Below are 23,811 nucleotides of genomic sequence, written 5' to 3' on the forward strand. Positions count from 1 at the left end.
GGCCACCGAAACACGGCGGCAACATGTTTCCTGACAATAGGAGCGGAGCAGAAATCGGTCAAGGGTCAACGTTGTAACAGGATCGATTCAGCCGTCCCGGAAGGTATGGTTGTTTCCGGAAACAGGGATCTGGGAGGTCGGTTGAGCCAGGAGAAGCGGGCGACGGTCAGGGATGTCGCGGCGCGGGCGGGGGTGTCACCGGGGACGGTGTCGAAGGCACTCAACGGCACCGGCCAGATCAGCGAGGCGACGCGGGAGCGGATCCGGCAGGCGGCGGAGGAGATCGACTTCCGGCCGAACGCACTGGCCCGCAGCGTGTTCGAGCGGCGCAGCTACACGGTCGGGATGATCACCACCGACAGCTTCGAGCGGTTCAGCGTCCCGGTGATGCTCGGCGCTGAGGATGCGCTCGGGGCCGGCCGGATCTCGGTGTTCCTGTGCGACAGCCGCGGCGATCCGATCCGCGAGCGGCACTACGTCGACGTACTGCTCGGTCGTCGCGTCGACGGATTCATCGTGACCGGACGCAACTTCAACCGCAGGCCTCCCCTGGCGGACACACGCGACGTACCGGTCGTCTATGCGTTGACGCCGTCGGCCGACGACAACGACTGCTCGGTCGTAGTTGACGACACCGCATCAGGGCGACTGGTCGCGGAGCACCTGCTCCGGATCGGCCGGACCAAGATCGCGCACGTCACCGGGCCGGAGCGTTTCGACCCCGCACGGAGCCGGCACGCCGGTCTCAGCGAGGCGCTCGCCGCGGCCGGTCTCGAGCTGACCGGCATGGCGATGTACGGCGGCTGGACCGAAGCATGGGGACGCCAGGCGACGCACATCCTGTTCCGCGAGAACCCGGACATCGACGCGATCCACTACGGCAGCGATCTACTCGCCCGCGGCGGAGCTGACGCCCTGCGAGAGCTCGGCCGTCGCATCCCGGAAGACGTCGCGATCACCGGCACCGACAACTGGGAACTGATCGCCGAGGGCGCACGACCGCCGCTGACCTCCGTGGATCTGCGGCTTGCCGACGTCGGCCGGGTGGCCGCCCAACGGTTGCTCGACGCAATCGAAGGACGGCCGCATGCAGGCCTCGAGCAGGTGCCGTGTCAGCTCGTCGTACGGGCGTCGACCGACGAGACGGCCGGCTGATACGGCAGCCACACCTTCATCGGCCCGACGTCGCGGTTCGCCCACTGGTAGTAGGGCAGGGCCGTGATCCGAACAGCCTTGCCCACTCCAGCCGGTACGTCGGCGTACAACTCGCTCGAGGATTGCCAGGTGGCCCCGCGGGCAGTGATGCGGTCGGTGCCAGGCACTTCGTCGAGCGTGGCGCTGGTCAGGACGAGGTCGTCGACGGGTGCGGTCTGGTCGGCCTGCTCGACGGCGTACAGGAGCGGACCGCGGCAGATGGCGACCGAGCCGCGGATGCCTTCGACCCGTGGGTGACCGTGCACCAACCGAGGCGCCATCGGCAGGTTGAGAACGACGCGATCGCCGGCTCGCCAGTCGCGGCGGACCGTTGCGTACGTGCCCGCGACGCCCGGGAGGACCTCGTCCCCGACAGCGATCTCGGCGCCGGCCGACCAGGCGGGGATCCGCAGGCTGATCGCCGTCTCGACAGGCTGATCGACCGTGATGACCACACGTCCGGACAACGGGTAGTCGGTGGCGACGCTCAACTGCAGGTCGCCCGCCGTGATCGAGCCGGCGGCGTACTGATGGATCTGCACGCCACGCTCGTTGCTTGTGGCCACGTAGTGCTGGAGTGACGCGAAGGTGCGCATCAGGTTCGTCGGGCAACAGCTCGTCCCGAACCACGGTTGACGACCGTTGCCCGGAGCCCTCTTGTCGGCGTCGTCGGAGTCGGCGCGCACCTGCAACGCGTTCACATAGAAGTACTTCGACCGATCGAGCGAAACCCCCGGCAGGACGGCGTTGTACAGCTGCCACTCGAACAGATCGGCGTACTTCGCCCTACCCGTTGCCAGCAGCAACCGCCAACTCCACTGCAGACTGGCGACTGCCGCGCAGGTCTCGCCGTACGCGACGTCGTTGGGAAGCTCGTACGGGTTTCCGAACGACTCACCGTCCCAGCGGCTGCCGAGGCCGCCGTTCACGTACATCTTCGTCCGCACCATGTTCTGCCATTGCGTCTCGAGCTTCTCGAGCAGTTCGGTGTCACCGGTCTCGATCGCGACGTCGGTCGCACCGGCGGCGAGGTAGATCGCGCGTACGGCGTGCCCCTCCGGCGCGATGGTCTCGCGGACCGGGATCCGGTCGGACAAGTACGCCGCGCGTCCCGGGTTGCCGGGGGCAAGGACCGAGCGCCCGTGCGCGTCGACGAAGTACTTCGCCTGGTCGAGGTACCGCTGCTCGCCAGTCGTCCGGTACAGCTCGACCAGCGCCAGCTCGGCCACCGGATGGCCGCAGAAACCCTCACGCTGTCCAGACCCGGTGCCGAACGTCCGATGTAGATGATCGCCCGCCCGCCGCGCGACGTCGAGCAACGCGGTCCGCCCGGTCGCCCGGTACTGCGCGACCGCCGACTGGATCATCGCACCCATGTTGAAGATCTCGTGATCGAAATCGAGCTGTCCGTACCGTTCGTCCCGCCGCCCCGACTGCACGAACGTGCCGAGGTACCCGTCCTCGTCCTGTGCCGCCGCGACCAGCGCGGTCCGCGACTCCAGCCAGTCGATCAGCCGGGGATCCGTGCTCCGGCCGGCCTCCCAGGCGACCGCCTCGAGCCACTTGTAGGCCTCGCCGTCCTCGTAGTTCGGGCCGTGATACTCCGCATCCGTCACCCCCTTGGCGACATTGCGGAAGTTGTCCCACTGCTCCTCGAGATGCTCGGCACCCATCGGGATCGAGACCGTCCCGTTGGTCGCCTGCAGTTCACCGAGGAAGCTGCCGTCGAGTCGTACGTCGCGTAGGCCGAGCGGGCGCAGCGCGGTGGCCGCAACCGGCGCGGCCGGTCCCTGATCAGTCGTCGTCACCGCACCATCCTGACCGGGACGGCACGCCTGAGGCAACATGTTTCCGAACTTTTCCTCTATCCCGCCGCGAGCTCCGTGCAGATGTCCCACGCAGCCTGGCGGAGGAGCGCAGCGGTGTCCGGGTCGAGGCCTTTGACCGGCACGTCGATGCCGACCGGGTCTTCTTGCAAGAGGGCGATCAGGAAGACGCAGGCGGCCAGGTAGCTGCCGGCCAGGGCTGGGTGGCTGTTGTCCGGGTCGTGCAGGACAGGCTCGTCGTGCGTGGCGAGGAAGCGTTCCCAGACGAGGCCGACCGGGATTAGCGCAGCGCCGAGTTCGGCCGCGGCCCCGCCGTACGCGTCGGTGAGGGCCTTTTGGGTTTCTGGGGCGTTGCGGCGGGCCCAGGTCAGGTAGAGCGCCGTGCGCGAACCCGCGGCGGTGATGGCGGTGTCGAAGTCGCGGGCGCTGTCGCGGAAGCGGGCCGGGCTCTTGATCGGCAGCGTGCTCTGCTCCTGCAGTACGACGGTGTCGAACCCGCCGCTCGCGATGGTCTCCAGCGCCTTGCCCGCGTTGAGGTGCTGCCGGAGCGAGGCCCCGCCGGCCGAGATCAGCTTGTGCTCGACCTTGATCCCTCGCGCCGCGGCGAGTCCCTTGATCAGCCCGGGCAGGTTGTTCCGTGACGTGAAGCTGTTACCGACGAAGAGAATCCGCACGGGACGGACGCTACCCCGGAATCAGTTTGACCGGCTGATAGGACGGCCTGTTGGCTGGCGGGATGAGGATCGTGCCGGTGGAGGACGACGCCACGCTGCTGGACTGGCAGCGGGTGCACAACGAGATCATCCCGACGGCGCCGTTGTCGGTCGACGACATCCGCGAGCGGCTGACGCGGAACGTGCTCGAGGTCGCGTACGACGGGGACGTGCTGGTCGGCTGCTCCACCGTACGGCCGCCGTCGGACGAGACCGCGGCTGTGACCGTGATCGCCCGCGTGCTCCCGGAGTACCGGCGGCGCGGATTCGGTGACGCGATCTATCAGCACTGTCTGCAACGAGGACAGCAACTGGGCGACACCTTCGAGACGCACATCCTGGCGAGCAACGAGGACGGGGTGCGGTTCGCGAAGGCGCACGGGTTCGTCGAAGTGGAGACGTACCTGCTGCCCGGCGACACGATTCCTTTTGTCGAACTACGGTTGGGCGAGTGACGATGCGCTTTTCGATCAACATTCCGAACTTCGGGGACTTCGCCGACGCACACACGGTCGCGCGGGTGGCGGCGGCTGCCGAGGAAGCCGGCTGGGACGGGCTCTTCTTCTGGGACCACGTCGTCCACAGCAAAGAGCAGCGGCGCGGGCAGCCGTTCGGCGATCCGTGGATGCTGATGACGGCGGCCGCGCTGGCGACGTCGCGGATCAAGCTCGGTCCGCTCGTCACGCCGGTCGCACGGCGGCGGCCCGAGCAGCTCGCGCGGCAGGTCGCCACGCTGGACTCGATGAGCGGCGGCCGGGTAATCTTCGGCGCGGGGCTCGGTGGGCCGATCACGGACGAGTTCGGCAGCTTCGGCGACACGACCGATGCGAAGGTGCTGGCCGAGCGGCTCGACGAGGGCCTGGACGTGCTGGCGGCGTACTGGTCCGGCGAGCGGGTCGACCACACCGGCAAGCACTACCGGGTCGACGACGTGGAGTTGCTGCCGGCAACGGTTCAGAGCCCGAGGCCGCCGGTGTGGATCGCGGGCTACTGGCCGAAGAAGGCTCCGATGCGGCGCGCCGCGCGCTGGGACGGCGCCGTGCCGCTGTTCACGAGCGCCAACCACGGCGAGGCCCCGCCGGTCGACGAGCTGCGCGAACTGGTTGCCTTCATCAACGAGCAGCGCGAGGACCGGGGTACGCCGTACGACGTGATCGTCGGCGGGATCAGCCCGGCCGACGCGGACCGGTCCCGTGCGCTGGTCGAGCCGCTCGCCGAGGCCGGCGCGACCTGGTGGGACGAGCGGCAACTCATCCGCGGTAAGGACTTCTACCGCCTCGAGCCGGTCATGCGCCGGATCGAGCAGGGCCCGCCCAGTCTCAGCTGACCGCGGCCCGCATCGCCTCGAGGGCCTTCAGTACGTCGGCGAGCGCCGCCGCCGGGATGCCGGCGGTGACGGTGTCGGCGACGTCGTCGAAGATCGGCTTGATCGCGGGCAGGATCTTGCGCCCGGCCGGCGTCAGGGCCACCGTGATCGCGCGACGATCGGCCGAGCCGGGCTGGCGGTCGAGGTAGTCCTTCTCGACCAGGCGGTCGACCAGGCGGGTCATGCCCGCGGTATCGGTGCCCAGCAGGTCAGCGAGTTTGCGCGGGCTCGTCGTACCGCCCGAGACGTGCAGGAGTACGCCGGCCTGCTGCGACGTCAGCCCGAGCTCGGCGAAGCGCTGGTCGAGCGCCGTCCGGACCCCGCGGGCCACCTGTGTCACCAAACTGGTCAGCTCGAGCCGCGGACCCGGCATGTCCGGTCTCCTTCGCTATTGCTGTCGCGACAGCTACTGTCTAGACTGCTACCTGATCGAGGGGGTTTGATGAAGGTACGCGATGACGTGGCCGAGTTCTTCGACCGGTTCGCGACTGCGAGCGACGGGGCCGGCTTCCATCCGACCCTGCTCACGCTGGATCCGGTGTCGGTGACGCCGGTGACCCGCGAGCAAGTAGTGGCCAGTCTGCCGAAACGCAAGGAGTTCTTCGCCGGACTGGGGATCAGCGGGATGACCCTGGACTCGCTCGACGAGTCGCCTGTCGACGAGCAGCACACGCTGGTGCGGTCGACCTGGCGGCTCGAGCGCACCGAGTCGTCGACCGTCCCGGAGGGCACGATCTTCGCGTCGACGTACCTGCTCCGGAGGGTCGACGGCGAGTGGCAGATCGTGGTTTACCTGAATCATCAGGACCTTCGGGCGCTCATCTCGGCGTGAGCTGAGAAGCTTGTCGGTATGAGCGACTCCTGCTGCGCGCCTTCTCGTGATGAGGCATCGTCGCCTCCTCCGGTACCGGCGGGGCGCGGTGAGCACGGGATCGAGCAGGTGGTGCTCGAGGGCGGCTCGTTCGCGATGGGTAACACCAACGGTGACGAGAACGTCGGCGACGGCGAGACGCCCGTGCACACGGTCGAGCTCTCGCCGTACAGCATCGATGCGACCAGCGTGACGAACGCGGACTTCGCTCGGTTCGTCGACGCGACCGGATACCGGACCGAGGCGGAGATCTTCGGGTACTCCGCGGTGTTCCATCTCGCGCTCGCCGCCGAGCCGGAGGAGCTGATGGGGCCAGCATCCGGTACGCCGTGGTGGGCCGGCGTTCGCGGGGCCGATTGGAGGCACCCGGGCGGCTCGCGCTCCGACCTGGACGGGCTCGACGAGCATCCCGTCGTCCATGTGAGCTGGAACGACGCGGTCGCGTACTGCAAGTGGGCTGGACGGCGGTTGCCGACCGAGGCCGAGTGGGAGTACGCGTCGCGCGGCGGGCTCGACGGCGCGCGGTACCCGTGGGGCGACGAGCTGATCGACGACGAGTGGCGCTGCAACATCTGGCAGGGCGACTTCCCGCGGGCGAATACCGAGGAGGATGGATTCCTCACGACGGCCCCGGTCCGCACCTTCGAGCCGAACGGGTACGGGCTGTGGCAGATGGTCGGGAACATCTGGGAGTGGTGCGGGGACTGGTTCGGCCCGCGGTACTACAAGTTCTCTCCCACCGAGAACCCGCACGGACCGTCGCTCGGCGCGGCGCGGGTGATCCGCGGCGGCTCGTACCTGTGCCATGACTCGTACTGCAACCGCTACCGCAACGCCGCCCGCTCGTCGAACACGCCCGAGTCCTCGATGGGGAACGCCGGCTTCCGTACGGTCAGCCTCACGCGTCCTGACTGACCGCGGGCTTCCGCAATCCCGGCGTACTCGCGGCGACTGCGGCCACCGCTGCGACGCACAGGAGTGCACCGGAGGCGAGGGATGCGACGGGTGAGGTGAACTGCGCGACGACGCCGCCGCGGAGGTTGCCGAGGTCGGGGCCGGCCTGACCGACGATCTGCTCGGCGGCGCTGACCCGGCCGAGCAGTTCGGACGGCGTGTGTAGCTGAACGATCGTGCTCCGCGAGACGACGGCGACCGTGTCCGCGGCGCCGGCGAACGCGAGCCACGCCAAGGCCAACCAAGGCGCCGGCGAGAACGCGAACAACAGCAGGGCAATCCCCCACGCCGCAGAACCGCACAGCATCACGACGCCATGACGCGGCAGGCGCGTGAACGAACCGGAGAAGAGGGACGCGGCGACTCCGCCGACGGCGATCGCGGTCAGGAACAGTCCGAGCGTCCGTGGATTGTTGCCGTATCGCTCCGCATTGATCACCGGGAACAGGCTGATCGGCATCGACAACACGGTCGCCGCCAGATCGGTGATCAACGCCCCGCGGATCACCGGCGTCGACGCCACGAACGCCAATCCGTCCCACACCCCACGCAGCCCCGGCTTGGCTGTCCCCTCGATCTGCATCCGAGGCAGACCGAGTACGCCGTACAGCGCCGCGAGGAAACTGAGCGCGTCGACCAGGTAGCAGACGCCGACTCCCCACGCTCCGATGATCACGCCGCCGAGCGCCGGTCCGAGCAGCATCGCGCCTTGGAACCCGATCCGGTTGAGCGCGATCCCGGCCGCCAGCTGGTCGCGGGACAGAAGCTGCGGCAGGACCGTCCGCGCGACCGGGCCGGCGGTCGCGCCGAACGCTGCCTGTACGGCGATCAGCGCGAGGAGCACGCCGACGGGTACGCGCCCGAGCACCAACTGGCTCGCCATGACGGTTGCTGTGAGCAACTGCCCGCAGGTCGTGATCAGGTAGATCCGTCGACGTTCGAGCCGGTCGACGAGAGAGCCCGCGAACAGACCGAGCACGATCAGCGGCAGCGCCTGGGCCAGCCCGACGGCGCCGGTCCAGGCCGGGCTCGACGTCTGGTCCCAGACCTGGAACATCACCGCGACGAACGTCAGCTGCCCGCCGAATCCGGACAGCACCTGCCCGATCCACAGACGCCGGTACGCCGTGACCCGCAACGGGCCGAGGTCGATGAGCGCGTTCTTCACTTCAGCTTCTCGGTGATGCGGTCGTGGAAGCTCTTGCGGGCCAGGGCTCGCTCGATGTCGCGAACCACTTGGGTCATCGGATACGGCAGCTCGGCCTCGAGCTCGGCGATGGCCGCCTCGGTCGCCTGCCACTCGGCCGTCAGGAGCTCGACGAGCTTCTTCGACTTGGCCGTCAGCGTGACCTTCTTGCTGCGCGCATCGGCGCCGGGCACCGTGCGGACCAGGCCGGCGGTGCGCATCGCGGAGACCTTCTGGCTGAGCGCGGAATGGGTCCGGCCGACCGTGTCGGCGAGCTCGGTAATCGTCATCGGGCCCTTGAGGTGGAGCTGGATCAGCTCGCGCACGTAGCTCGGCTTGAGCCCCTTGATCTCGCGATCGGTGTAGATCCGTCCGATCTCGGCGTGCAACCGGTCCAGCAACTCGTGCAGCGGCCGCCACTGACTCTGCTCGGTGGGATCGTCCATGCGGCGATCCTAACAGCACTTATATAAGTGCTGTCACTTCTGGTCGCGGCTCTTTTGATGCTTTGGATATCCAGGTGGTGGCGAAGGCGGCGGAGAGGATGCTGATGAGGGCGAGGACTGCGAAGCCGTAGCGGGTGTCGGAGTGGCCGGTGACGATCGACGCGATCAGCATGACGACGACCGTTGCCGCCAGGCCGTATCCGTTGGCGATCCCGAAGGCGTGGCCGACGCGCGACTCGTCGACCGAGGTCATCAGCAATGAACGAGTGGCAATGCGGGCCTGACCGAAGAGGAAGGCTCCCAGCAGCACGAGACCCATCAGCGCGGGCACGCCGAACAACGGCTGAAGCACCAGCAACCCGCTACAGACCATGAACCCACCGGTCGCCAGCCTCAAATCCCCCAACCACCCCGCGGACCGCCGATAAACAGCCGCAGCAAGCAAGAACCCGGCCCCACCCACAGCATCAACCACCCCAAGCACCGCAGGCCCTCGCTGCCACTCCCCGATCAGCAACACCGGCAACAAGGCGTTGAAGACGGTCACCACCACAAGCCCTTGCCCGAACAGCACCGCGAGCGGAACAAGCGGGATCCGATCCAGAACGGCCGCCGCGGACGCCGCCTGCGGGAGGCGCTTGGTTGCCTGCGGCAACACCTCCTCGACGTGTCCGCGGGGGCGCCGCCTCTCCCCGACCGCGAGCACCAGAGCGGCGGACAACGCGAAGGTCAGCGCATTGAAGGTGAAGAGGGGTTGGGGGCCGAAGTACTGGAGGGCTATGCCGCCGACCGACGCGGACAAGAGCATGCCGGATTGAAGGGCTATCTCGTAATGGGCGTTGAAGGAGCGGAGGTTCTCGGTGGGGACGCGTTCGCGGATCAGGGCGGCGCTGGCAGGGGTGAACTGGGCGGCGATGATCGCCAGCGCGAAGTTGGTGGCGTAGACGAGGGGCTGTTGGGCGACACCGAGGGCCAGGCCGACGGGGAGGGCCAGGGCGGTTAGCGCGCTGATCACGTCGCACAGAACCCACAACCGGCGGCGATCGAAGCGGTCGGCCAGGCGGCCGAAGTACGGCGAGAGGACTGCCTGCGGTACTGCGACGGCGATGAACAGCCAGCCGACGTCGAGCATCGAGCCGTGCGCGCGGACGAGCAGCAGCGCGGCGCCGAGGAGCTGGATGTTGTTGCCGAGGGACGTGATGAACGCTGCGGGCAGCAGCAGGCGGGTTCTCGAAGTCACCTGCCCAACGGTGTCAGCAAACCCTGACAATCTCTGGCAGTGATTCTTTTAGACTACGCCAGTTGCGTAAATCGTCTGAGCCGAGCTATCGTTCTTTTCGACACCGCAGTAGCGAAAAGAGGATGGCGATGGTTGGACGAGGGCGACCGCGCGACGCCGGCGTCGAGGGGCGGGTACTCGAGGCCGCGATGACCGAGATGCGTGCCCGCGGGTACGACGGCATGTCGGTCGACCGCGTCGCCGAGCGGGCCGGGGTCGCGAAGACCACGATCTACCGGCGCTGGCCGAGCAAGGCCGAGCTGGTGGTCGCGATGATCGCCGGCCTGCGCAGCGCCGTACCGTTCGAGCCGAGCGGGGACGCGCGGCGCGACCTGACCGAGCTCGTCACCGGTATCGCCGCCACCCTCGAGGTCATCCCGACCACACTGGTCGCCGACCTCACCGCCGCAGCCGCCCGCGAACCGCGCGTCGGCGACAGTGTCCGCGCCCTCTGGGCCGAGCGCCACGCGGCCGTCACCGCAGTCATCGCCCAAGCCCAGTCCGAAGGGCTCCTGCTCGCGCACGCCGATCCCGGCGTCGTCGTCGACCAGCTCGTCGGACCGCTGTACTACCGGCTCCTCATCACGGGCGAGCCGATCGATCCCGCCTACGTGAGGGCGCTGGTGCACAGCACTCTCGGACCGGAGAACAAGTCATGAAGAAGTTCCTCGTTGCCCTCGGCAGCGTTCTCGTCCTGCTGGCCGGCTACACCGTCTACACCGTCGTCCGGCCATTCACCCTGCACACCGAGCTCGACATCGACGCGTCACCCGAGCAGGTCTGGAAGGTACTCACGGATCGCCGGGCCTACCCGGAGTGGAATCCGTTCATCATCTCCTCGACCGGCGACCTGAAGGTCGGGGACAAGATCACCAACGTCCTCCGTGACACCAAGGGCAGCGAAACGAAGTTCACTCCGACGCTGCTGGCTGTCGTCCCCAACGAGGAGCTCCGTTGGGTGGGCAAGGTGCCGCCGGGTGCGCTGTTCACCGGCGAGCATTCGTACCGCCTGACCGCGCTCCCGGGCGGCCGCACGCACCTGGTCCAGGAGGAGAAGTTCACCGGCGCGGCAATCCCGTTCACGCAGTCGATGCTGAAGAACACGATCAAGCCCCAGTTCGAGGCCATGAACCGTGAGCTCGCCGCGCGAGCCAGTGCCCAGTAGTGCCTTCATGCAGCGCACGCATCAACTAGTGGCAGAAGATTCATTGGACGGATGAATGGCCCGACTGGTTGAGTCGACGCTATGGACATGCGCGGATTAGGACGAGCAGGGATCGAGGTCAGCCCGGTTGGTTTCGGGTGCTGGGCGATCGGCGGTCCGTTCAGTAACCCGGCCGGCGAACCGCTGGGCTGGGGCGAGGTCGACGACGACGAGTCGGTGCGGGCGATCCGGCGGGCAGTCGAGCTCGGCGTGACATTCTTCGACACCGCTGACGTGTACGGCGCGGGCCACAGCGAGCGCGTACTCGGGAAGGCCCTCGCCGGGATGCGCGACCAGGTGGTGATCGCCACCAAGTGGGGCAACACGTTCGACGAGTCGACCAAGATCATGCACCACCAGGACTCGACGCCTGAATATGTACACAAGGCCGTCCGAGCCTCGCTCGACCGGCTCGGCACCGACTACCTGGATCTCTACCAGCTGCATTTCGACACCACCGACGAGATCGCGTTGCCGCTGCGCGAGGCGTGCGAGGAGCTTGTGCGCGAAGGGCTGATCCGCAGCTACGCGTGGAGCACCGACACGCTGCACAGTGCGGAGTTGTTTGCCCAGGGCAAGCACTGCGCCGCCGTACAGCACGAGGCGAGCGTTCTGCACGACGCGCCGGAGTTCTTCGCGCTGTGCGAGCGCGAGGACCTGGCGAGCATCAACCGGACCCCGCTCGGGATGGGGATCCTCGGCCGTCGGGACGCGAGCAGTCCGGCGACCGGCGCGGACATCCGTACGCTGCCGCCGTCCTGGCTGCGGTACTTCGCGGAAGGCGGCGTACCTGCTCCCGAGTGGTGGGCGAAGGTCTCCGCGATCCGCGAGCTCCTGCAGAGTGACGGCCGGACGCTGGCGCAGGGAGCGCTCGCGTGGCTGTGGGCGCGGAGCGAGAAGACCGTGCCGATCCCGGGCTTCCGGACCGTGGCGCAGGCCGAGGAGAACGCCGGCGCGATGGCCTACGGACCGCTGAAAGCCGAGCAGCTGACCGAGATCGCAGCCCTGATCGCGGACTAGTCACCCCCACCCCCGGCCCGGAACCGCTCAGCGACGGTTCCGGGCCGAGGTCTTGTCACGGGCTAGGTTTATCGATATACCTCTGCGCAACAACTTCCCACTGCGTGACGAGGTGGACCGTGGTGTCAGACGACAGGCTTGGTGGTGCCGCGCTGGATCAGCCGCGCCGGCGCGATCAGTTCCTGCGGCTCGCCGCCCGGACCGCCGTTGATCTGCGCCATCAGCAGCGCGACGATGGAGTCCGCCATCTCCTCGTGCCCGGGGTTGATGCTGGACAGCGCCGGCACCAGGTACGGCGCCTCGTCGATGTCGTCGAAGCCGATCACCTGAACGTGTTCAGGGACGCGCAGATTCGCATCGGCCAGCGACCGAAGCGCGCCCAGGGCAACCACATCGGTCAGGGCGAAGACCGCGTCGAAGGCGATTCCACGATCGATCAGCGACCGGATCGCGTCGTACCCGTCCTGCATCGTGAAGTGGCAGCGGACCGTCAGCTCCGGATCGATCGGTACGCCGGCATCGGTGTGCGCGAGCCCGTATCCCTGCGCGCGCAGGGCCGGCATGTTCGCGGTCCAGTCGGGGTTGCCGCCGAGCATCGCGACGCGCCGGGCACCGGTGGCGAGCAGGTGCGCGGTCGCCTGCCGGGCGCCGTCGACGTTGTCCATCATCACGTGGTCGTACTTCGACGGCAGCGCGCGCTCACCGATCATCACCACGGGCGAGTCGTTGCGGAGCTGGGTCAGCTCGGCCGGGTCGCTGTCGACCACGCTCAGCACCAGTCCGTCGTACATCCGCAGCCGGGAGAACACGACCGCGTCGGCCTCCCCCTCGCGGCTGGCACCGGTGCGCTCCATCACGATCCGCAGCCCGTGTGCCTCGAACCGGTCGGCGAGACGGCCGGCCAGCTGGGCGAAGTACGGACGCTCGAGCTCCGGGACAGCGAGACCGACCACTCCGGTCCGGCCGGCGCGCAGGTGCCGGGCGGCCAGATTGACCTGGTACCCGAGGTCGCTGATCGCGGCCAGAACCCGTTCGCGCGTCGCGGCACCGACCCGCGGCCGCCCGTTGATCACGTTCGAAACGGTCATCGTGGACACCCCCGCGGACCGCGCGACATCGGCCATCGTCACCACGGTCGTGCCCTTCTTCATGTCACCCACCTTACGTAAGGAGTCTGCGATGAGACTGCGTCGTACAGTAGCCGCTCTCGCGGCCGTCGCGTTCGTCCTCCCCGTGGCCGCCTGTGGCGGATCCTCCGGGAGCAGCGGTAGCAGCAGCGGGAAACTGACGTTCTTCTCCTGGGACGGCGAAGACACGATGAAACCGGTGATCGACAAGTTCCAGCAGGAGAACCCGGACATCAAGATCGAGTTCTCCAACGCCCCGCCGGTCGCGGAGTACATCTCCACACTGCAGTCCCGGATCCTGTCCGGTACAGCGGCCGATGTGTTCGCGATCGCGGCCGAGAACAAGACCAACCTGATCAACGGCAAGCATGTCGTCGATCTGAAGGACAAGCCGTTCCTGAAGAACGTGCCGAAGTTCAACCAGACCACGTACGGCGGTCAGGACGGCGCTGTCTACGGATTGTCGGTCGCGTCGTGGGGCGCGGGAATCCTGTACAACAAGGACCTGCTGGCCAAGGCCGGTGCGACCGCGATCCCGCAGACCTGGGACGAGTTCCTTGCCCTGTGCCACAAACTGAAGAACGCCGGCGTCACGCCGTACCTCGAATCCGTGCAGGCGATGTCGACGCCGCTCGCGGCCTTCCTCGGCGCGGAGAGCGCGGCGGACGGCAACTCGATGGACAGCAAGATCTTCGACGGGTCGGCCAAGTTCAAGGACTACTGGGTCGAGCCGCTGACGCAGTGGTCCCGGCTGTGGACCGAAGGCCTGGTGACACCGGCGGTCGTCGGTCTGACCGGTGACCAGGTCCGGACCGAGTTCGCCAACGGCAAGGTCGCGATGATGATCGCCGGCCCGTGGGACATCCCCGGGGTTCGCAAGGCCGCGCCGAAGCTGAAGATCGAGATGGCGCCGATCCCCGGGATCGCCGGTCGTCCGGCGTACCTGGCGGGTGCGGCCAGCCCGGGCTACGCGATCAACTCGAAGGCGAAGAACCCGGCGGCCGCGGAGAAGTTCCTCGCGTTCCTGGACACGCCCGAGGCGATGGCCCTGTACCAGAAGGCTACCGGCGCGATCACCGTGACGACCGACTTCCAGCCCGCGCTCGATCCGGCGCTGCAGCCGATCGTGAAGGACGTCCGGGCCGGCAACATCTACCTGCCGCAGATCGCCTGGAAACGGGCGGAAGACATTCTGAACGTCGAGGCGACCGCGCAACTGCAGCTGCTGGTCCAGGGCAAAGCAACCCCTGAACAGGTCGCAAACGCCCTCGACACCAAGCTTGCGAGTACGTCGTGAGCACTCGCCTGCTCGCTCGGACCGAGGCCGCCTCCCCGGCCCCGGTCCGGGCTGAACGGTCGACCTGGGCGCAGGCCCGCGAGGCGTCCGCGAACCAGCTGTTCCTCGTGCCGGTTGCGCTGGTGTTCGTCGTACTGCTGGTGATCCCGCTGACGCAGACGTTCTACTGGAGTTTCACCGACTTCACCGGCTACTCCGCGGACGTGAAGTTCGTCGGCCTGGCCAACTATCGGAAGGTGGTCACGGACCCGTCGATGCTGGCGGGTCTCGGGTTCACGCTGGCGTACACGATCGGTACGGCGGTGCTGATCACGGCCTGCGCGATCCCGCTGGCCGTCGTACTGAACAAGAAGTTCTTCGGCCGGAACTTCGTCCGGTCCGTGTTCTTCTTCCCGGCCATCCCGAGTATCGCGATCCTGGGGCTGGTCTGGGGCTACATCCTGTCGCCGCTGGGCTCCGGCGTACTGAACTCGGTTCTGCAGAGTCTGTTCCACGCCGGGCCGTACCCGTGGTTGTCGGATGACACGCTCGCGCGGCTGTCGGTGATCGTGGTCGCGGTCTGGGGCGGCGCCGGATGGCACGCGATGCTGTACCTCGCCTACCTGCAGTCGATTCCGGCGGATTACTACGAGGTGGCAACCATCGACGGTGCGTCGGCGCGGCAACAGTTCTTCCATCTGACGCTGCCGTTGCTGACCCCGGCCATTGTCATCAGCAACTTCTTGCTGATGACCGGCGGTCTCAAGGTGTTCGATCTCCCGTTCACGCTGACCAAGGGCGGGCCGGGGTACTCGACGTACACGATCACGCAGTCGATCATCACCAGCGGTGTCGCGCAGGGTCGGTACGGCCTGGCCTCGGCATTGGCCGTGCTGTTCACGTTCGCGGTCGCGCTGGTGGCGGTCGCGCAGCTGTGGGCCTCGCGCCGGATCGAACGGAGGGTGCTGTGAAGCAACGACGTTCCCCGATCACGAGCGTGGTGATGATCGCGCTCGCGTGTCTGGTCGGCGTACCGCTGTACTACATCGTCGTCAACACGCTGAAGACGCAGGAGGAGATGGCGCGGTCGCCGTTGGCGATGCCAACGAGCTTGTTCCTGGACAACTACCAGCGGATCTTCGAGACGGTGCCGCTCGGGCGGAGCTTCCTGAACACGCTGATCGTGACGATCGCGGCGCTGCTGGTGCAACTGTTCGTCGGGTCGACGGCGGCGTACGCGATGGCGATGCGGGCGAGCCGGTTCAACCGGACCTTCGGTGCGTTGCTGCTGCTCGGGTTCATCGTGCCGGGGCAGTCGACGCTGATCCCGCTGTACCGGTTGCTCGTCGGTGCCGAACTGGTCGACACCTTGCGCGGGCTGGTGATCATCTACTCCGGTGGCGCGATCTTCTGCTACTACCTGATCCAGGCGTACATCAGCCGGCTGCCGTTCGAGATCATCGAGGCGGCCCGGATCGACGGCGCCGGGCCGTTCCAGATCTACTGGCGGATCGTGCTGCCGCTGATCCGGCCGATCCTGGTCACGGTCGGGATCTTCCAGACGATGGGGATCTGGAACGACTTCATCACCCCGAACGTCTTCCTCAGCTCGCCGGAGAAGTCCACGCTGGTACTGCAGGTCTATCGCTCGGTCGGCGAGTTCTCCACCGATTGGCCGGCCTTCATGACGATGAGCGTGCTGGTGCTGATCCCGATGGTCGTGTTCTTCGTCCTCACCCAACGCCACATCGTCAGCGGTCTGCTGGCCGGAAGCGTCAAATCATGAAGGAGAAGATGTTGTCAGAGGCATCAACCGCTCGGGTCGTGATCGATCTCGACGTACCGGGAGCGACCATCAGCCGGCATCTGTACGGGCACTTCGCCGAGCATCTCGGGCGATGTATCTATGGCGGGTTCTACGTCGGCGAGGACTCCTCGATCCCGAACGAGGGTGGGATCCGGCTCGACGTGGTCGAAGCGCTGCGGGCGTTGGAGATTCCGAACCTGCGGTGGCCGGGCGGGTGCTTCGCGGACGAGTACCACTGGAAGGACGGGATCGGGCCGAAGGCGGAACGGCCGTCGATGGTGAACACGCATTGGGGCAACGTCGAGGAGAACAACCATTTCGGCACCCACGAGTTCATGGCGTTGTGCGAGCTGCTCGGCGCGGCGCCGTACGTGAACGGGAATGTCGGCAGTGGGACCGTGCGGGAGATGAGCGAGTGGGTCGAGTACCTGACCCGCAACGGCGACAGCCCGATGGTCCGGGAGCGTAAGGCGAACGGGCGGGACGAGCCGTGGAAGGTGCCGTTCTGGGGTATCGGCAACGAGACCTGGGGCTGTGGCGGCAACATGCGGGCCGACGCGTACGCCGATCTGGCCCGCCAGTACGCGACGTTCCTGAAGGATCACGGCGACAACAAGCTGTACCGGATCGCCGCCGGCGCTGCCGACGACGACCTGGCCTGGACCGAGGCGTTGCTCAAGGCGGTCAGCTGCCTTGGTTGCGAGCGCGGTCCGAAGAACCTGTTCCAGGCGATCTCGTTCCACTACTACACGTTCGTCGGGACGTGGGACCACAAGGGCAGCGCGACCGAGTTCGGCCTCGACGAGTACTACGAGACGATCCGCAAGGCCCAGGACGTCGACCGGGTCATCCGCGGGCACTCCGCGCTGATGGACGCGTACGACCCGGAGCGCAAGCTCGGTCTGGTGCTGGACGAGTGGGGCACGTGGTGGGACGTCGAGCCGGGGACGAACCCGGGCTTCCTGTACCAGCAGAACGCCATGCGGGACGCGCTGGTGGCGAGCCTGCATTTCGACGTGTTCCACAAGCACGCGGAGCGGTTGGTGATGGCGAACATCGCGCAGACCGTCAACGTGTTGCAGGCGATGCTGCTGACCGACGACGAGGGCGGGCTGGTGCGTACGCCGACGTACCACGTGTTCGAGATGAACAAGGGGCATCACGACGCGACCGCCGTACCGGTGCATGTGGTCGAGCAGCCGACGTACGAATCGATGGAGCTGGTGTCGGCGTCCGCGTCGGTGAAGGACGGGCGGGCGTTGGTGTCGGTGAGCAATCTCGATCCGACCGCGCCGGTGGACGTCGTCCTCGATCTTCGCGGTGCTCAGGTACGGGAGTCGGTCGGGCGGTTGCTGACGGCATCGAAACCGCAGTCGTACAACACGGTCGGTGATCCGGAAGCGGTGGCTCCGGCTCCGCTCGGAGTGGAACCGGAGCCCCGCGGTCTACGGGTGACGCTGCCGCCGCATTCGTTCGCGACGGTCAATTCGGCTTTGTGACGGCGATCTGGAACTCGTGCACCCAGTTCGCCGGGTTGTCCGGGTCGAACTGGAGCGTGACCTCACGCGCGTACCCCTGGCTGCGGTAGCCGTTGTCCTCGATCCACCGCGCCAGCGTCTGCATGCTGCGGTCGGCCTCCATCATGTCCCCCTTGTGGACGATGGTGGCCGCCTGCGGGATCTCGGGCAGCTCGAGTACGTCGACGTCCGCGGCGGTGCCGGTGTCGACGGGTACGGCGGCGTGGACACGGACCGTCTCGCCGTCGGCGTTCTCGTAGTACGCGACCGGTGAGCCGCACGGATTGAGGCCGGCCATCCCCAGGCGTTCGAAGAGCTGGCCGAACAGCGGTTGCAGTACGGGACCGATGTCCTCACCGTCGTAGCTCGGTGAGATCGCGGACAGCTCGGCGACCCGCGTCGGGGCGATGTGTTTGAGGACGACGTCGTCGGTAGGCATGTGACCTTCCCTCTCGATGAGTCGGAGCCTCGCCTCGACGCTGGTCAACCGGGCGGTACTGCGGGCCAGCTCGTCCTCGAGCTGGGCCTGCCGCAACCGCAGCATGCCGCGCAGTTCCTCGGCCGACAGCTTCGCGTCGACGATCTCGCCGACCTGCTGCAGCGTGAACCCGAGGTCCTTGAGCGCGACGATCCGGTTCAGCCGGCGGAACTGGTCGGCCGAGTAGAACCGGTACCCGGTCACCTGGTCGACGACGGCCGGGCGCAGCAGCCCGAGCGCGTCGTAGTGCCGCAGCATCCGCGCCGATACTTGCCCGAACGCGGCGAAGTCTCCGATGGTGAACATGCCACGACCTTCCGGCTTGACACAGTGTCAAGGTCAAGCCCGAGCGTACGTTCCGATCAGGACGACGTGACGCGGGTACGGCGCTCGCGGATCGCGGCGACTGCTACGGCGCCCACGACCAGGGCTGCGCCACCGGCGCCGAAGCCGGTGACCAGGTTGCCGCGGCTGCTCAGCCGGGAGTCGCACTGCATCGGCGTGATGCCCTTGTCGGGCTGGAAGACCGAGCCGCAGCCGTCACCGCCGGCGTGCACCGGCCGAACAGCGAACACCGCCCCGACGACCAGGAGAAGCACTCCCACCGCGCCGAGGACCTTGCTCAGCACCGGCCACCCTCTCGCGGCGCAGCAGCAAGGACCGACCGTTGTTGCCTGGTCAGATCCCTCATACCCACGCTCACGCTCCCTGACAGCCTTCGACTGACTCGCAAGATTTGATCAAATCTAACGCAGCTAGCAGTCAGCCTTGAAGCTCAGCACGGCCGGCTGATGGAATCTTCACCCAGTTCTAACGCTCCCCTACCAGGTTGGAACGTGTCGCGAGGCCGTCTGGTTCAACCGTCGAGGACAGCAACCAAAGACCCGCTCGCACGGCCGTGGGCGACGTCTGCGAGGGCTTCGGCGACCTTGTCGAACGGGACCACTGTCGTGTGCGCTCTGACCGGCAGACGGGCGACCAGGCGGAACAGCTCCTCGCCGTCGCGGCGGGTGTTCGAAGTGACGCTGCGAAGGTCCCGCTCGTGGAAGAGATGCCGCTCGTAATTCAGCACCGGTACGTCGGAGAGGTAGATCCCGGCGACCGCGACGGTCCCGCCGGGCTTGAGCGCCTCGAGCGCGTGCGGGACGACGTCTCCGGCCGGGGCGAACACGATCGCCGAGTCCAGCGGCACCGGCGGCCGGTCGCCTACATAGGCCGCACCCAGCTCGCGGGCAAGAGCGCGGTTCTTCTCGCCACGGGTCACCACGAACAACTCGGCGCCCTGGGCGGTCGCGAGCTGCGCGGTGAGGTGCGCGCTGGATCCGAACCCGTAGAGGCCGAGCCTGCCGCCGGGTGGCAGGTTCGCGCGGAGCAGGGAGCGGTAGCCGATGATGCCGGCGCACAGGAACGGCGCGAGCTCCTCTGCGGGGCGGTCCTTCGGCAGGGCGTACGCGTAGTCCTGCGGCACCACGGCGTACTCCGCGAATCCCCCGTCGGCGTCCCAGCCGGTGTACGTCGAGCGTGGGCAGAGGTTCTCGTTGCCCGCGCGGCAGAACTCGCAGACGCCGCAGGTCCCCCGGAGCCAGGCGATCCCGACGCGATCGCCGGTCGTGAACCGGTCGCCGGTTCCTTGGTCGACCACGGTGCCGACGGCCTGATGGCCCGGGATGATGCCCGGGTGTTTCGGTGGGAGATCGCCTTCGCTGAGGTGCAGGTCGGTACGGCACATCCCGCACGCCTCGACCTTGACGAGGACCTCACCTGGCCCGGCTTCCGGCACGGGCCGGCGTACCTTGCGGAGCGGACCGGTGTCGATCGGACCCGGATGTTCGACTGCCCACGCCTGCATCATCTGTCCATCATCTGCTCTTACGCGACGCGGCGGAGGGCTTGCTCGCGGCGTTCGGCGACCTTCGAGCCGGACTCGCGCCGAGCCATCCGCCGCAGTACGACGGGGGCCAGCAGGAGACCGGCGACCGCCCAGACGCCGAGGACCGCCGCGGTCTCGAGATGCCGCCAGGACTCGCCGACCTCGACCACAACCGCCTCGGACGGCAGGAGCGCCGAGCGCATGCCGAGGCCCATCCAGTAGATCGGGGTGAGCTGGCCGATGAACTGCAGCCAGCCGGGCAGCGCGGTGATCGGATAGAAGATGCCGGAGATCGCGATCAGTGCGAGCATCGGCAACTGGATCAGGCCCTGGGAACGTGCGGTGGTCAACAGTGAGCCGAGGACCGCGCCGATCGGCAGCGTCGCGACCAGCCCCAGCAGCAGTACCCACATCAGCGTGAACCAGTGCGCCGATCCGAGCGCGATCCCGTCGACGATGATCAGGCCGGGGATCAACAGGATCGCCAGGTCGACGATCAGCCCGCCCGCGACGGATACGACCTTGCCGATGAGGTAGCAGACCATACCGTTTGGTATGGCCTTCGCTCGGAGCAGCGTGCCGTCGGCCCGGTCGGCCGTCAGCAGCTGACTCATGCTGACCATGCCCATCGCGGCGTTCATGCCGAGGATGCTCGGCAGTGCGAGCGCGCCGAGCAGCAGGCCGGTCGAGCCGAAGTCGCGATGCCTGAGGAAGAACAGCGCGATCAGCATCAGGACCGGCCAGAGGAAATGGCTGGTCAGCTCGGCCGGGTTCGTGAAGGACTGCCGCAGCTCGATCAGACCGCGCTGCCAGCCGGGTCGGTATTTCATCGGCGCTCCTGTCGGACCAAGGCGAGATAGGCGTCTTCGAGCGAGCTCGCGCCCGCGATCAGCTGGGTGGCGGTACCGGACGCGATGATGCGGCCCGCGGCGAGGACGAGGATGCGATGCGCGAGCTTGCTCGCCTCGTCGAGGTCGTGGGTGGTGAGCAGGATCGTGGTGCCGTGCTCGACCGCGAGCCGCCGTACCAGCTCGTGGAACTCGTATCGCGCCTCCGGGTCGAAGCCGGCCGTCGGCTCGTCGAGGAACAGTACGTCGGGACGACCAACGATCCCGATCGCGACGTCGAGCCGCCGACGCTGACCGCCGGAGAGGGTCTTGATCTTCTGCTTGGCCTGCGCGGCGAGACCGACCTTCTCGAGCAGTTCGTCGGCGGGCCACGGTGTCGCGTACGGCTCGTAGTACGAGCCGAGGTGGTGCAGGAGTTCGCGCACGCGCCAGTTGCCATGGTCGCGCCAGGACTGCAGCACGATGCCGACGCGCGACCGCCACCGTTCATCGCCTGCGGCCGGGTCGACGCCGAGCACCTCGACCCGGCCGGCCGAACGGAGCCGGAAGCCTTCGAGGATCTCGATCGTCGTGCTCTTGCCGGCGCCGTTCGGGCCGAGCAGCGCGACCACCTCGCCGGCACTCGCGTCGAACGAGACGTCGTGGAGGACCTCGGTATCGCCGTACCGCATCCGCAAGCTGTCCACTGTCAGAACCATGGCTGCGAAGCTACGTTGCGTTCACTGGACCGGCAATCACGTTGGGCGGGCTACTGCTCGCAAAACCCTTAAAAATCTGGCATTCTGTGCAATGAGACTGGAAGAGAACGCAATACGTTGCAATGACCTGACGGTAAACGCGCGGAGGTATCGGGATGCCCGGAGGCAGGCTGAGCCATCAGGACCGGCTCGAGATCGCGGCCGGGCTGGCCGAAGGATTCGGGTACGCCGAGATCGCGCGGCAGCTGGACCGGCCGACGTCGACGATCAGCCGGGAGGTCGCGCGCAACGGCGGCGCCGGCGGGTATCGGGCCGACCATGCCCACTACGCGACTGCTTCCCGGGCTCGACGACGGCCAACTCGTCTTACGGCCGGGAGCGTGGGGGGCGCGGGACGGCTGGGCGATCCGCGGGCGGTGTACGTCGAGCGGTTCGCGGAGATGATGGTGGACGGCGGGTTGCCGCGGATGGCGTCGCGGGTGCTCGCGCTGCTCTATACCGCCGACTCGCGCACGCTCACCGCGGCCGATCTCGTCCGGGAGTTGGAGGTCAGTCCGGCGTCGATCTCGAAGGCGATCGGGTACCTCGAGCGGGTGGGCATGGTTCATCGTGAACCTGATCCGCAGCGGCGGCTCCAGCACTACGTGATCGCCGAGGACGTCTGGCTGAAGGCGTGGGAGATCAGCGCGCGGACCAACTTCAACTGGGCCGAGACCGCGGCTGAGGGCGTTGATCTCGTCGGTCGTGACACCCCGGCGGGCGAGCGGCTGACGCAGATGGCCGAGTTCTTCCAGCGACTCAGCGAGGACATGACCGGCGGCGCCGGCTTCCAGGACTGTCTCTCGGTTCTCGCCGTCCTCTGGAAGGCCGATCGGCTGCTCGACCCTGACGAACTCGCTCGGAGGCTTGATTGGCCGGTCGAGCGGGTGACCGATGCGGTCGACTATGCGGTCAAGGCAGCAGCTTCCGGAGCAGGCGACGAGTGAGGTGGCCGTCGGCGAGGCCTAGCTCAACGAGGTCGTCGAAGATGCCCTGGTCGGCGTTGGCCGCGCGGATTCCTGCGTCGAGGATCCGGTCCGACCGGCTGAGTTGGGCGACGAGAGCGGTGTGGCGCAGGTGCCTCGACAGCAGACGTGACGTCCGCCGGCGATACGGCGTACCGGCGTCTGAGTTGCCCGCCCTGAGCGCGTCTGCGATCGAGCGGCCCGCGAGCAGACCGGTTGCGACCGCGTAGTAGATGCCTTCGCCGGTCATCGGGTTGATCAGGCCGGCCGCATCGCCGGCGAGCAGCACCGGGCCGCTCCGCGGTCGCCAGGACCAGCCGGCGAGCGGCAGGTGATGGCCCCACCACGACTCGCCGCCATCGGTCGCGCCCGGTAGCAGGGTCTCGAGGTTCTTGAGCAGGTCGGCTCGCGTGGGGCGGGTGCCGGCGAGGAGTTCGCCGTACCCGACGTTCGACCAGCCGTCGCCGCGGTCGAAGGACCACGCGTACGACGGTTGCCGGCCGGGACCGTACGCGATCACCTGGCTCGCCGCCCGCGCGGGCGGCGTCGGCGCATAACCGCGGATCGCGAGCGCGACCGGGCCAGGCTTCGTCCCGAGCTCCTGCCGTACGACGGAATGGGCGCCGTCTGCGCCGACCACGAACCGGCCGTGCAGGTCGCCGTCGATGGTGACGGACTGCGGCTGGATTGCCAGGCTTCGGACGCGTCGCCGTACCAGGTGTGCCCCGGCCGCCTGGGCGGCCTCGACGAGCCGCTGGTCGAACACCATCCGCGGTACGACCCAGGTCGGGCGCTCCATCTCGCGATCCACGCCGGCGGTCCCGCGATTCAGCACGAAGCGCCGTACCGGGGTCCAGTCGTCGAGGATGCCCTTGACGCCGACGCCGGCGAGCAGATCGAGTACGTGCGGCGCGATCCCGTCACCACATGCCTTGTCCCGCGGAAAGTCGTGCCGGTCCACCAACAGCACCGACAGACTCGGATCCGCCCCCAACGCACCGAGCGCGGCCGCGGCTCCCGCCGGCCCGGCCCCCACAATCACCAGATCCCACACAGCATCAGTCTCGCAGCTGCCCGAAGCCACCGCGCGCCTGACCGCCGCCCTGGACCGCCACGGCGGCCCCGCG

General features: G+C 67.8%; 26 protein-coding genes. 13 read left to right on the top strand and 13 right to left on the bottom strand.

What is annotated here, in order from left to right; all coding sequences use genetic code 11:
- Window positions 1–141 precede the first annotated feature (141 nt).
- A complete protein-coding gene (locus ACFWUU_RS06220; RefSeq protein WP_380173187.1) occupies window positions 142–1,155 on the top strand; it encodes a LacI family DNA-binding transcriptional regulator in 1,014 nt (337 codons plus the stop codon).
- Here the strand turns inward: ACFWUU_RS06220 and ACFWUU_RS06225 are convergent.
- Both ACFWUU_RS06225 and ACFWUU_RS06230 read right to left on the bottom strand, forming a co-directional pair.
- On the bottom strand, window positions 1,113–3,002 hold the full coding sequence (locus ACFWUU_RS06225) for a glycoside hydrolase family 127 protein (RefSeq protein ID WP_380173190.1): 1,890 nt from the start codon (window positions 3,000–3,002) through the stop codon (window positions 1,113–1,115). The genes ACFWUU_RS06220 and ACFWUU_RS06225 overlap by 43 nt on opposite strands.
- 56 nt (window positions 3,003–3,058) lie before the next feature.
- Entirely contained in the window at window positions 3,059–3,694 is a 636-nt protein-coding gene (locus tag ACFWUU_RS06230) for a hypothetical protein (protein WP_380173192.1), read from the bottom strand.
- 62 nt (window positions 3,695–3,756) lie between these two features.
- Here ACFWUU_RS06230 and ACFWUU_RS06235 point away from each other — a divergent pair, with 62 nt between their 5' ends.
- Together ACFWUU_RS06235 and ACFWUU_RS06240 are read left to right on the top strand one after the other, a co-directional pair.
- On the top strand, window positions 3,757–4,188 hold the full coding sequence (locus ACFWUU_RS06235) for a GNAT family N-acetyltransferase (protein ID WP_137253353.1): 432 nt from the start codon (window positions 3,757–3,759) through the stop codon (window positions 4,186–4,188).
- 2 nt (window positions 4,189–4,190) lie between these two features.
- Window positions 4,191–5,060, top strand: a complete 870-nt coding sequence (locus tag ACFWUU_RS06240; RefSeq protein ID WP_380174276.1) for an LLM class flavin-dependent oxidoreductase — start codon at window positions 4,191–4,193, stop codon at window positions 5,058–5,060.
- Here ACFWUU_RS06240 and ACFWUU_RS06245 read toward each other — a convergent pair.
- A complete protein-coding gene (locus ACFWUU_RS06245; protein WP_380173194.1) occupies window positions 5,053–5,472 on the bottom strand; it encodes a MarR family winged helix-turn-helix transcriptional regulator in 420 nt (139 codons plus the stop codon). The two genes, ACFWUU_RS06240 and ACFWUU_RS06245, sit on opposite strands and share 8 nt — an antisense overlap.
- A 69-nt stretch (window positions 5,473–5,541) precedes the next feature.
- Between ACFWUU_RS06245 and ACFWUU_RS06250 the strand changes: the two genes are divergently transcribed.
- Together ACFWUU_RS06250 and ACFWUU_RS06255 are read left to right on the top strand one after the other, a co-directional pair.
- Window positions 5,542–5,931, top strand: coding sequence for a hypothetical protein (locus ACFWUU_RS06250; protein ID WP_380173196.1), 390 nt, complete (start codon window positions 5,542–5,544; stop codon window positions 5,929–5,931).
- A gap of 18 nt (window positions 5,932–5,949) precedes the next feature.
- A complete protein-coding gene (locus ACFWUU_RS06255) occupies window positions 5,950–6,885 on the top strand; it encodes a formylglycine-generating enzyme family protein (protein WP_380173198.1) in 936 nt (311 codons plus the stop codon).
- Here the strand turns inward: ACFWUU_RS06255 and ACFWUU_RS06260 are convergent.
- From ACFWUU_RS06260 to ACFWUU_RS06270, 3 genes are read right to left on the bottom strand one after another with little or no spacing between them, the layout of a single operon-like run.
- A complete protein-coding gene (locus ACFWUU_RS06260; RefSeq protein ID WP_380173200.1) occupies window positions 6,869–8,092 on the bottom strand; it encodes an MFS transporter in 1,224 nt (407 codons plus the stop codon). The genes ACFWUU_RS06255 and ACFWUU_RS06260 overlap by 17 nt on opposite strands.
- Window positions 8,089–8,556, bottom strand: coding sequence for a MarR family winged helix-turn-helix transcriptional regulator (locus ACFWUU_RS06265; RefSeq protein ID WP_380173202.1), 468 nt, complete (start codon window positions 8,554–8,556; stop codon window positions 8,089–8,091). Before ACFWUU_RS06265 ends, ACFWUU_RS06260 begins: the two co-directional genes overlap by 4 nt.
- A gap of 19 nt (window positions 8,557–8,575) precedes the next feature.
- A complete protein-coding gene (locus ACFWUU_RS06270; protein ID WP_380173204.1) occupies window positions 8,576–9,796 on the bottom strand; it encodes an MFS transporter in 1,221 nt (406 codons plus the stop codon).
- 128 nt (window positions 9,797–9,924) lie between these two features.
- On the opposite strand from ACFWUU_RS06270, the gene ACFWUU_RS06275 reads away from it, so the two are divergent.
- The 3 genes from ACFWUU_RS06275 (at window position 9,925) to ACFWUU_RS06285 (ending at window position 12,059) form a co-directional block, all read left to right on the top strand.
- Window positions 9,925–10,494 carry a TetR/AcrR family transcriptional regulator gene (locus ACFWUU_RS06275; protein ID WP_130445062.1) on the top strand — a complete coding sequence of 190 codons (570 nt, stop codon included), beginning with the start codon at window positions 9,925–9,927 and terminating at the stop codon, window positions 10,492–10,494.
- Window positions 10,491–11,000 carry an SRPBCC family protein gene (locus tag ACFWUU_RS06280; protein ID WP_380173206.1) on the top strand — a complete coding sequence of 170 codons (510 nt, stop codon included), beginning with the start codon at window positions 10,491–10,493 and terminating at the stop codon, window positions 10,998–11,000. The genes ACFWUU_RS06275 and ACFWUU_RS06280 overlap by 4 nt, the downstream gene beginning before the upstream one ends.
- 87 nt (window positions 11,001–11,087) lie before the next feature.
- Window positions 11,088–12,059 carry an aldo/keto reductase gene (locus tag ACFWUU_RS06285; RefSeq protein ID WP_380173208.1) on the top strand — a complete coding sequence of 324 codons (972 nt, stop codon included), beginning with the start codon at window positions 11,088–11,090 and terminating at the stop codon, window positions 12,057–12,059.
- Between the two features lie 125 nt (window positions 12,060–12,184).
- On the opposite strand, the gene ACFWUU_RS06290 is transcribed toward ACFWUU_RS06285, so the two are convergent.
- Entirely contained in the window at window positions 12,185–13,210 is a 1,026-nt protein-coding gene (locus tag ACFWUU_RS06290; protein WP_380173210.1) for a LacI family DNA-binding transcriptional regulator, read from the bottom strand.
- Window positions 13,211–13,238: 28 nt separating this feature from the next.
- Between ACFWUU_RS06290 and ACFWUU_RS06295 the strand changes: the two genes are divergently transcribed.
- From ACFWUU_RS06295 to ACFWUU_RS06310, 4 genes are read left to right on the top strand one after another with little or no spacing between them, the layout of a single operon-like run.
- Complete coding sequence (locus tag ACFWUU_RS06295) at window positions 13,239–14,483, top strand: ABC transporter substrate-binding protein (protein WP_380173212.1); 1,245 nt, start codon at window positions 13,239–13,241, stop codon at window positions 14,481–14,483.
- The gene (locus tag ACFWUU_RS06300) at window positions 14,480–15,433 is read left to right on the top strand and encodes a carbohydrate ABC transporter permease (protein WP_380173214.1); all 954 of its coding nucleotides are present in this window, start codon (window positions 14,480–14,482) and stop codon (window positions 15,431–15,433) included. The genes ACFWUU_RS06295 and ACFWUU_RS06300 overlap by 4 nt, the downstream gene beginning before the upstream one ends.
- Window positions 15,430–16,248, top strand: coding sequence for a carbohydrate ABC transporter permease (locus ACFWUU_RS06305; protein ID WP_380173216.1), 819 nt, complete (start codon window positions 15,430–15,432; stop codon window positions 16,246–16,248). Before ACFWUU_RS06300 ends, ACFWUU_RS06305 begins: the two co-directional genes overlap by 4 nt.
- Complete coding sequence (locus ACFWUU_RS06310) at window positions 16,245–17,768, top strand: alpha-N-arabinofuranosidase (protein ID WP_380173218.1); 1,524 nt, start codon at window positions 16,245–16,247, stop codon at window positions 17,766–17,768. The genes ACFWUU_RS06305 and ACFWUU_RS06310 overlap by 4 nt, the downstream gene beginning before the upstream one ends.
- Here ACFWUU_RS06310 and ACFWUU_RS06315 read toward each other — a convergent pair.
- From ACFWUU_RS06315 to ACFWUU_RS06335, 5 genes are all read right to left on the bottom strand, one after another.
- A complete protein-coding gene (locus ACFWUU_RS06315) occupies window positions 17,752–18,570 on the bottom strand; it encodes a MerR family transcriptional regulator (RefSeq protein ID WP_380173220.1) in 819 nt (272 codons plus the stop codon). The genes ACFWUU_RS06310 and ACFWUU_RS06315 overlap by 17 nt on opposite strands.
- A 56-nt stretch (window positions 18,571–18,626) precedes the next feature.
- On the bottom strand, window positions 18,627–18,893 hold the full coding sequence (locus tag ACFWUU_RS06320; protein ID WP_137253342.1) for a hypothetical protein: 267 nt from the start codon (window positions 18,891–18,893) through the stop codon (window positions 18,627–18,629).
- Window positions 18,894–19,120: 227 nt separating this feature from the next.
- Window positions 19,121–20,116, bottom strand: coding sequence for a zinc-dependent alcohol dehydrogenase family protein (locus tag ACFWUU_RS06325; protein WP_380173221.1), 996 nt, complete (start codon window positions 20,114–20,116; stop codon window positions 19,121–19,123).
- Between the two features lie 17 nt (window positions 20,117–20,133).
- Complete coding sequence (locus tag ACFWUU_RS06330) at window positions 20,134–20,964, bottom strand: ABC transporter permease (protein WP_380173223.1); 831 nt, start codon at window positions 20,962–20,964, stop codon at window positions 20,134–20,136.
- Window positions 20,961–21,680, bottom strand: coding sequence for an ABC transporter ATP-binding protein (locus tag ACFWUU_RS06335; RefSeq protein WP_380173225.1), 720 nt, complete (start codon window positions 21,678–21,680; stop codon window positions 20,961–20,963). Before ACFWUU_RS06335 ends, ACFWUU_RS06330 begins: the two co-directional genes overlap by 4 nt.
- 155 nt (window positions 21,681–21,835) lie before the next feature.
- Here ACFWUU_RS06335 and ACFWUU_RS06340 point away from each other — a divergent pair, with 155 nt between their 5' ends.
- Window positions 21,836–22,666 (top strand): MarR family transcriptional regulator, encoded by an 831-nt coding sequence (locus ACFWUU_RS06340; RefSeq protein WP_380173227.1) that lies wholly within the window; start codon window positions 21,836–21,838, stop codon window positions 22,664–22,666.
- Here ACFWUU_RS06340 and ACFWUU_RS06345 read toward each other — a convergent pair.
- Entirely contained in the window at window positions 22,632–23,738 is a 1,107-nt protein-coding gene (locus ACFWUU_RS06345; protein WP_380173229.1) for an NAD(P)/FAD-dependent oxidoreductase, read from the bottom strand. The two genes, ACFWUU_RS06340 and ACFWUU_RS06345, sit on opposite strands and share 35 nt — an antisense overlap.
- Window positions 23,739–23,811 lie beyond the last annotated feature (73 nt).

Origin of the sequence: Kribbella sp. NPDC058693, from assembly GCF_042715335.1 — a bacterium.
GTDB classification, from domain to species: domain Bacteria; phylum Actinomycetota; class Actinomycetes; order Propionibacteriales; family Kribbellaceae; genus Kribbella; species Kribbella jiaozuonensis.

What these genes read in the sequence shown, in the direction of transcription:
- ACFWUU_RS06330 (WP_380173223.1), bottom strand. Translation starts at nt 20,964, where the DNA reads ATGAAATACCGACCCGGCTGGCAGCGCGGTCTGATCGAGCTGCGGCAG.
- ACFWUU_RS06335 (WP_380173225.1), bottom strand. Translation starts at nt 21,680, where the DNA reads ATGGTTCTGACAGTGGACAGCTTGCGGATGCGGTACGGCGATACCGAG.
- ACFWUU_RS06240 (WP_380174276.1), top strand. Translation starts at nt 4,191, where the DNA reads ATGCGCTTTTCGATCAACATTCCGAACTTCGGGGACTTCGCCGACGCA.
- ACFWUU_RS06315 (WP_380173220.1), bottom strand. Translation starts at nt 18,570, where the DNA reads ATGTTCACCATCGGAGACTTCGCCGCGTTCGGGCAAGTATCGGCGCGG.
- ACFWUU_RS06275 (WP_130445062.1), top strand. Translation starts at nt 9,925, where the DNA reads ATGGTTGGACGAGGGCGACCGCGCGACGCCGGCGTCGAGGGGCGGGTA.
- ACFWUU_RS06265 (WP_380173202.1), bottom strand. Translation starts at nt 8,556, where the DNA reads ATGGACGATCCCACCGAGCAGAGTCAGTGGCGGCCGCTGCACGAGTTG.
- ACFWUU_RS06245 (WP_380173194.1), bottom strand. Translation starts at nt 5,472, where the DNA reads ATGCCGGGTCCGCGGCTCGAGCTGACCAGTTTGGTGACACAGGTGGCC.
- ACFWUU_RS06325 (WP_380173221.1), bottom strand. Translation starts at nt 20,116, where the DNA reads ATGATGCAGGCGTGGGCAGTCGAACATCCGGGTCCGATCGACACCGGT.
- ACFWUU_RS06295 (WP_380173212.1), top strand. Translation starts at nt 13,239, where the DNA reads ATGAGACTGCGTCGTACAGTAGCCGCTCTCGCGGCCGTCGCGTTCGTC.
- ACFWUU_RS06255 (WP_380173198.1), top strand. Translation starts at nt 5,950, where the DNA reads ATGAGCGACTCCTGCTGCGCGCCTTCTCGTGATGAGGCATCGTCGCCT.
- ACFWUU_RS06310 (WP_380173218.1), top strand. Translation starts at nt 16,245, where the DNA reads ATGAAGGAGAAGATGTTGTCAGAGGCATCAACCGCTCGGGTCGTGATC.
- ACFWUU_RS06290 (WP_380173210.1), bottom strand. Translation starts at nt 13,210, where the DNA reads ATGAAGAAGGGCACGACCGTGGTGACGATGGCCGATGTCGCGCGGTCC.
- ACFWUU_RS06285 (WP_380173208.1), top strand. Translation starts at nt 11,088, where the DNA reads ATGCGCGGATTAGGACGAGCAGGGATCGAGGTCAGCCCGGTTGGTTTC.
- ACFWUU_RS06250 (WP_380173196.1), top strand. Translation starts at nt 5,542, where the DNA reads ATGAAGGTACGCGATGACGTGGCCGAGTTCTTCGACCGGTTCGCGACT.
- ACFWUU_RS06280 (WP_380173206.1), top strand. Translation starts at nt 10,491, where the DNA reads ATGAAGAAGTTCCTCGTTGCCCTCGGCAGCGTTCTCGTCCTGCTGGCC.
- ACFWUU_RS06235 (WP_137253353.1), top strand. Translation starts at nt 3,757, where the DNA reads ATGAGGATCGTGCCGGTGGAGGACGACGCCACGCTGCTGGACTGGCAG.
- ACFWUU_RS06340 (WP_380173227.1), top strand. Translation starts at nt 21,836, where the DNA reads ATGCCCGGAGGCAGGCTGAGCCATCAGGACCGGCTCGAGATCGCGGCC.